This is a genomic window from Pseudomonas sp. SDT291_1_S447 (genome assembly GCF_054070155.1).
Genome location: NZ_JBSVXS010000038.1, coordinates 40,044 through 46,043, shown reverse-complemented (window position 1 = coordinate 46,043; position 6,000 = coordinate 40,044). Strand labels below are relative to the sequence as shown.

The 6,000-nt window shown below is 60.5% G+C and carries 7 protein-coding genes; 2 read left to right on the top strand and 5 right to left on the bottom strand.

The features are described 5' to 3' along the window. Positions 1-85: 85 nt before the first annotated feature. On the bottom strand, positions 86-1,384 hold the full coding sequence (locus ACW9IR_RS14675) for an MFS transporter (protein ID WP_095119761.1): 1,299 nt from the start codon (positions 1,382-1,384) through the stop codon (positions 86-88). Between the two features lie 376 nt (positions 1,385-1,760). Between ACW9IR_RS14675 and ACW9IR_RS14670 the strand changes: the two genes are divergently transcribed. Continuing rightward, positions 1,761-2,165 carry an acyl-CoA thioesterase gene (locus tag ACW9IR_RS14670; protein WP_003229628.1) on the top strand — a complete coding sequence of 135 codons (405 nt, stop codon included), beginning with the start codon at positions 1,761-1,763 and terminating at the stop codon, positions 2,163-2,165. Between the two features lie 57 nt (positions 2,166-2,222). Continuing rightward, positions 2,223-3,122 (top strand): D-hexose-6-phosphate mutarotase, encoded by a 900-nt coding sequence (locus tag ACW9IR_RS14665; protein WP_457463846.1) that lies wholly within the window; start codon positions 2,223-2,225, stop codon positions 3,120-3,122. A gap of 123 nt (positions 3,123-3,245) precedes the next feature. Here ACW9IR_RS14665 and ACW9IR_RS14660 read toward each other — a convergent pair whose 3' ends face one another. From ACW9IR_RS14660 to purE, 4 genes are all read right to left on the bottom strand, one after another. Next, a complete protein-coding gene (locus ACW9IR_RS14660; RefSeq protein ID WP_007920225.1) occupies positions 3,246-3,782 on the bottom strand; it encodes a DUF3299 domain-containing protein in 537 nt (178 codons plus the stop codon). A 93-nt stretch (positions 3,783-3,875) separates the two neighbouring features. Continuing rightward, entirely contained in the window at positions 3,876-4,121 is a 246-nt protein-coding gene (locus ACW9IR_RS14655) for a GlsB/YeaQ/YmgE family stress response membrane protein (protein ID WP_007920223.1), read from the bottom strand. A 110-nt stretch (positions 4,122-4,231) separates the two neighbouring features. Continuing rightward, the gene (locus ACW9IR_RS14650; RefSeq protein WP_457463843.1) at positions 4,232-5,314 is read right to left on the bottom strand and encodes a 5-(carboxyamino)imidazole ribonucleotide synthase; all 1,083 of its coding nucleotides are present in this window, start codon (positions 5,312-5,314) and stop codon (positions 4,232-4,234) included. Between the two features lie 10 nt (positions 5,315-5,324). Then, positions 5,325-5,816 carry a 5-(carboxyamino)imidazole ribonucleotide mutase gene (gene purE, locus ACW9IR_RS14645; RefSeq protein WP_007920220.1) on the bottom strand — a complete coding sequence of 164 codons (492 nt, stop codon included), beginning with the start codon at positions 5,814-5,816 and terminating at the stop codon, positions 5,325-5,327. Between the last annotated feature and the right edge of the window lie 184 nt (positions 5,817-6,000).

Below are 6,000 nucleotides of genomic sequence, written 5' to 3'. Positions count from 1 at the left end.
GGCTCGCTCCCACAGTTGAAATGCATTCCAATGTGGGAGCGAGCCTGCTCGCGAAAGGGCCGGTACTGCTAGAGGAAATTCCGGATCAGCGCCCCTTCTTCCAGAGCCACGCCCCGACCAGAATCCCCATCGCACACAGCACCGCCACATAGTAGGCAGGCCCCATCGCGCTTTCTTTCAGCAGCAGGCTGACCACCATCGGCGTCAGACCACCAAAGATCGCGTACGCCACGTTGTACGAGAACGACAAACCGCTGAAGCGCACCACCGGCGGGAACGCCTTGACCATCACATACGGCACCGCACCAATGGTGCCGACCAGAAAACCGGTCAACGCGTACAGCGGGAACAGCCAGTTCGGGTGATCGGCGAGGCTGTGATAGAAGGTCCACGAGCTGATCAGCAGGCCCAGGCAACCGAACACAAACACGCGCCCGGCACCAAAGCGATCCGCCAGTGCGCCGGAAATGATGCAGCCGATGCTCAGGAACACGATCGCCAGACTGTTTGACTGCAGCGACTCGGTAGGCGAAAAGTGATAGACCGTTTGCAGCACGGTCGGCGTCATCAGGATGACCACGACGATGCCAGCGGAAAGCAGCCAGGTCAGCAGCATCGAGATCGCAATTGCGCCGCGATGGTCACGCAGCACCGCGCGCAGCGGCACTTCTTCAGCCAAGGCTTTGCGCAGTTGCAGCTCGGCGAACACCGGGGTCTCGTGCAGCCAGCGGCGCAGGTAGACCGAGAACAGACCGAACACGCCGCCGAGCAGGAACGGGATCCGCCAGGCGTAATCGGACACCTCGGCAGGCGTATAGATGCTGTTGATCGCGGTGGCGACCAGCGAACCGAGCAGAATACCGGCGGTCAGGCCGCTGGTGAGCGTGCCGCAGGCATAGCCCATGTGCTTTTGCGGCACGTGTTCGGAAACGAAGACCCAGGCGCCCGGCACTTCACCGCCGATGGCCGCGCCTTGAATGACCCGCATTAATAGAAGAAGGATCGGCGCCCACATGCCGATCTGTGCATACGTTGGCAGCAGACCCATGATCAGGGTCGGCACGGCCATCATGAAAATGCTCAAGGTGAACATCTTCTTGCGCCCCAGCAGGTCGCCGAAGTGCGCCATGACGATGCCGCCCAGCGGCCGCGCGAGGTAGCCGGCGGCGAAGATGCCGAAGGTCTGCATCAGGCGCAGCCACTCGGGCATGTCGGCCGGGAAGAACAGCTTGCCGACCACAGTGGCGAAGAAGACGAAGATGATGAAGTCGTAGAATTCCAGCGCACCACCGAGGGCGGACAGCGACAGAGTCTTGTAGTCATTGCGGGTCAACGGTCGTGCGGGTTGCTCGGGCTGCGCGAGGCTCGAAGGCGCTGTGGTCATGGCAAGGGCTTCTCTTATAGTCGGATCTGCCGCCACAACAACGCTGGCGGTGGCTTGGGCAGGTTCGGCACCATAGCAAATTGTTCGAAAAAGCACATACAGGCGCGTAATTGACGGTCGAAATGAGAACCGGATGGTCGTCGTGGAGTCTACCGACCGATATACTCGCAACCTGCTCCGGTTTGTAAGGGGTTGCTGTGCGAAAACGTCGTTGGCCCGGCCTTTGCTCGGGATTAGCCGGTTTCGCAGAGTTTCTCCTTAGGCGCCTGATGGAAAACGTGACGAACGTAGTAGGTTCGGTGCTGAATCGTTTTTCCCGAAGACGGCTACCACCAGCAATACCAACGAAGAGTCACGGGTCAGAGGCACCCCCGGCATGATAGAGCTCGAACAAGAAGATCCAATCCCGCAAGGCGACCTGGCCCTGCAAATCACCGCACTTCCACGTGAAACCAACGGCTTTGGCGATATTTTCGGCGGCTGGCTGGTAGCGCAGATGGATTTGGCCGGCACCGCAATGGCCAGCCGTGTCGCTGGCGGCCGCGTGGCCACGGTTGCCATTGATCGCATGGCGTTCCTCGTGCCTGTGGCTGTCGGCGCGCAATTGTCCTTTTATACCCAGACTCTGGAAATCGGCCGCAGCTCGATCCAGATGATGGTCGAAGTGTGGAGCGACGACCCGCTGTCCAGCGAGTGGCGTAAAGTCACCGAAGCGGTATTCGTCTTCGTCGCCATCGACGGCAGCGGCCGCACTCGCTCGGTTCCACCACGCGCGCGCTAAACCTCGTGGCCGTTTGACGGTCGATAGTGGTCCTTGTTACTGATCGAGAGCTGTCCCATGAACACGCCCAACGTTGAAGCGGTGAAACTGGATGAACTGAACTGCTGGCGCATTCGCCACGGTCAGGCCGAAGTGCTGGTGGCCCAGCAAGGCGCGCACATCCTCAGTTATCAGATCGATGGGCAGCCGCCGATCATCTGGCTCAACGACAAGGCCGAGTTCAAGACAGGCAAAAGCATCCGCGCCGGTGTACCGGTGTGCTGGCCGTGGTTCGGCAAGTTCGAACGCAACCCGCAGAGCGTGCAGGCCATGTACACCGGTGAGCAACCGGCACCCGCGCATGGTCTGGTGCGGGCGATGGATTGGGAGCTGGGCGGCATCGAATCAGAGGCTGACGGTATCAAGGTCGAGTTCAAGCTGCCCTATCCCGAAGGTGGCCTGCCGGGATGGCCGCATCAGGTCGATCTGACCCTGACCCTGCACTTGTCCGAGCAACTGAGTTTCAGCCTGACCAGCCACAACCGTGGCAGTGACACCGTCAGCCTGAGTCAAGCGCTGCACACTTATTTCGCAGTGAGTGACGTGCGCAATGTGCATGTCGACGGCGTGGATGGATTGAAGTACATCGAGACGCTGGATGACTGGAAAACCACCAGTCAGCAAGGCGATCTGCATTTTGCCGGCGAAACCGACCGCATCTACCTCGATGCTCCGCCGCAGCTGAGCATTGTCGATCCGACGTGGGAAAGACGCATTGTGCTGACGGCAACAGGTTCACGCACGGCGGTGATCTGGAACCCGTGGATCGACCGAGCTGCAGCGTTGGCGGATATGGACAACGATGGCTGGCAGCGCATGTTGTGCATCGAGACGGCGAATGTGATGGATGACCTCGTCACGCTGGCGCCGGGGGCTAGCCACACAATGGGCGTCAGCGTCGGCAGCAAATCGCTTTAAGCCACACCCGATAAAACTGTGGGAGCGAGCTTGCTCGCGAAAGCGTCGTATCAGTCAACATCAATGTGAATGAGAGACAGCATTCGCGAGCAAGCTCGCTCCCACAATTGTTTTGTATAGGTCCTACAGATCGGACTCCTGCACCACCCGCACTTTGTCCGCTTCCAGCGCATACGCCGCGTCAGCCAAGTCATTGCTGACCTTCTCGACCTTCAGCGTGCCGGTCACCCACAGCGGCGTGTATATGTCGTCCAGTTTCAAACCCTTCGGATAACGCACCAGCACCAGTTGATTCGGTGGCGGTGGCGGCACGTGGATGCACGCGCCCGGATACGGCACAAGGAAGAACAACGTGCTGCGGCCCTTGGCGTCGGACTCCAGCGGCACCGGATAACCGCCGATGCGGATGTGTTTGTCATTCATCGATGCCACGGTTTTGGTCGAGTACATCACCGCCGGCAGACCTTTGGCCTGCTTCATCCCGCCCTTCTCGGTGAAGGTGCCGGTGGCTTCCGGGGAGTTGTGGTCGATTTCAGGCATGGCCTCGAGGGCCTTTTGGTCCGACTTGGGCATCAGTTCGAGCCAGTCGGTTTCCGGCAATTCGCCGGCGTGGGCCAAACCGCTGCCCAGGAAAAGGAGAGTCAACAGAAGACGGCGCATGAAGGTGCTCGGTATAGAAGGGAAGGAACAGTGAATCGCCGAGCATTCTAGCCCTCCCGGCCACGTTGGCCGAGAGGGCTTTGTCGCTTTGGATCAGTTCTTTTTGATCAGACCGTAGATCACCAGCAACACGATCGCGCCGACCAGTGCACCGATGAAACCTGCGCCCTCGCCCGCGTGATAGATGCCCAGAGCCTGGCCGCCGTAAGTGGCTGCCAGCGAACCGCCGATACCGAGCAGGATGGTCATGATCCAGCCCATGCTGTCATCGCCCGGCTTCAGGAACCGCGCCAGCAGGCCGACGATCAAGCCGATAAAGATGGTTCCGATAATTCCCATGGCATTTCCCTCTGAATAGTAGATATGCGAAGCCTAGTCAGACTTTGGCATCCTGCCATGAGAGAACGGCGGCCCCTGAATGGTTCCGCCGCTGCCACATGAAACTGTCGTTACTCGGCGATCAGCGCTTCGACCTTGACGATCTGCGCCTGCAGCGTGGCTATGTCGGCACAACGCAGGTTGGCGTGACCGACCTTGCGCCCGGCCTTGAAGGCCTTGCCGTAGTGATGCAGATGGCAGTCTTCGATGGCGATGACTTTCTCAACCGGCGGAACCACACCGATGAAGTTAAGCATCGCGCTCTCGCCAACCTTGGCCGTCGAACCCAGCGGCAGGCCGGCAACGGCGCGCAGGTGGTTTTCGAACTGGCTGCACTCGGCGCCTTCGGTGGTCCAGTGCCCGGAGTTGTGCACGCGCGGGGCGATTTCGTTGGCTTTCAGGCCACCGTCGACTTCAAAGAACTCGAACGCCATCACGCCGACGTAGTTCAACTGCTTGAGCACACGGCTCGAGTAGTCTTCGGCCAGCGCCTGCAACGGGTGATCGGTACTGGCAACGGACAACTTGAGGATGCCGCTGTCGTGGGTGTTGTGCACCAGCGGATAGAACTTGGTTTCACCATCGCGGGCACGCACGGCGATCAGCGAGACTTCACCGGTGAACGGCACAAAGCCTTCCAGCAGGCAGGCAACGCTGCCCAATTCGGCGAAGGTGCCGACCACGTCTTCCGGCTTGCGCAGGACTTTCTGGCCCTTGCCGTCATAACCCAGGGTGCGGGTTTTCAGCACGGCTGGCAGGCCGATTGAAGCCACGGCGGCATCCAGATCGGCTTGCGATTGAATGTCGGCGAAGGCCGGAGTCGGGATGCCCAGGTCCTTGAACATGCTCTTTTCGAACCAGCGATCGCGAGCGATGCGCAGGGCTTCGGCGCTCGGGTAGACCGGGACGAATTGCGAGAGGAATGCCACGGTTTCAGCCGGGACGCTTTCGAATTCGAAGGTCACCAGATCGACTTCATCGGCCAATTGGCGCAGATGATCCTGATCGCCGTAATCGGCCCGCAGGTGTTCGCCCAGCGCGGCCGCACAGGCGTCCGGCGCAGGGTCGAGGAAAGCGAAGTTCATGCCCAGCGGAGTGCCCGCCAGGGCCAACATGCGACCCAACTGGCCGCCACCGATTACACCGATCTTCATCTCAACAACCTCAGGCAATACGTGGGTCTGGATTGTCCAGGACGCTGTCTGTCTGCTCGGCACGGAAGGTCTTCAGTACCGCGTGGAACTGTGGATGCTTGGCGCCGAGGATGCTCGCCGAGAGCAGCGCGGCGTTGATGGCGCCAGCCTTGCCAATGGCCAGGGTGGCAACCGGAATGCCCGCTGGCATCTGCACGATCGACAGCAGCGAGTCGACGCCCGAGAGCATGGCCGACTGCACCGGCACGCCCAGCACCGGCAGGTGGGTCTTGGCCGCACACATGCCTGGCAAGTGGGCTGCGCCACCGGCACCGGCGATAATCACCTCGATGCCGCGGCTTTCAGCCTCTTCGGCGTACTGGAACAGCAGATCCGGGGTGCGGTGGGCAGAAACCACCTTGACCTCGTACGGGATGCCGAGCTTTTCCAGCATATCGGCGGTGTGGCTAAGGGTGGACCAATCGGACTTGGAGCCCATGATCACGCCAACCAGTGCACTCATCGTCGCGCCTCTTCTCTCTGGAGCGCCCGCAGGCGCGTCATAAAACAACAAGCCACGCAGGTTGCGTGGCTTGATTGTACGAAAAATGGCCGGACGTGCCGGCCGAAGGCCGCGCAGTATACCGCAAAGAAAGCAATAAACAGCCCCCCGCACGACCATCTGTCATCTGCCGCAAATGCCCGGT

Excerpts from the sequence above, each read along its gene's own strand:
- ACW9IR_RS14675 (WP_095119761.1), bottom strand. The coding sequence starts at position 1,384 with ATGACCACAGCGCCTTCGAGCCTCGCGCAGCCCGAGCAACCCGCACGA.
- ACW9IR_RS14670 (WP_003229628.1), top strand. The coding sequence starts at position 1,761 with ATGATAGAGCTCGAACAAGAAGATCCAATCCCGCAAGGCGACCTGGCC.
- ACW9IR_RS14665 (WP_457463846.1), top strand. The coding sequence starts at position 2,223 with ATGAACACGCCCAACGTTGAAGCGGTGAAACTGGATGAACTGAACTGC.
- ACW9IR_RS14660 (WP_007920225.1), bottom strand. The coding sequence starts at position 3,782 with ATGCGCCGTCTTCTGTTGACTCTCCTTTTCCTGGGCAGCGGTTTGGCC.
- ACW9IR_RS14655 (WP_007920223.1), bottom strand. The coding sequence starts at position 4,121 with ATGGGAATTATCGGAACCATCTTTATCGGCTTGATCGTCGGCCTGCTG.
- ACW9IR_RS14650 (WP_457463843.1), bottom strand. The coding sequence starts at position 5,314 with ATGAAGATCGGTGTAATCGGTGGCGGCCAGTTGGGTCGCATGTTGGCC.
- purE (WP_007920220.1), bottom strand. The coding sequence starts at position 5,816 with ATGAGTGCACTGGTTGGCGTGATCATGGGCTCCAAGTCCGATTGGTCC.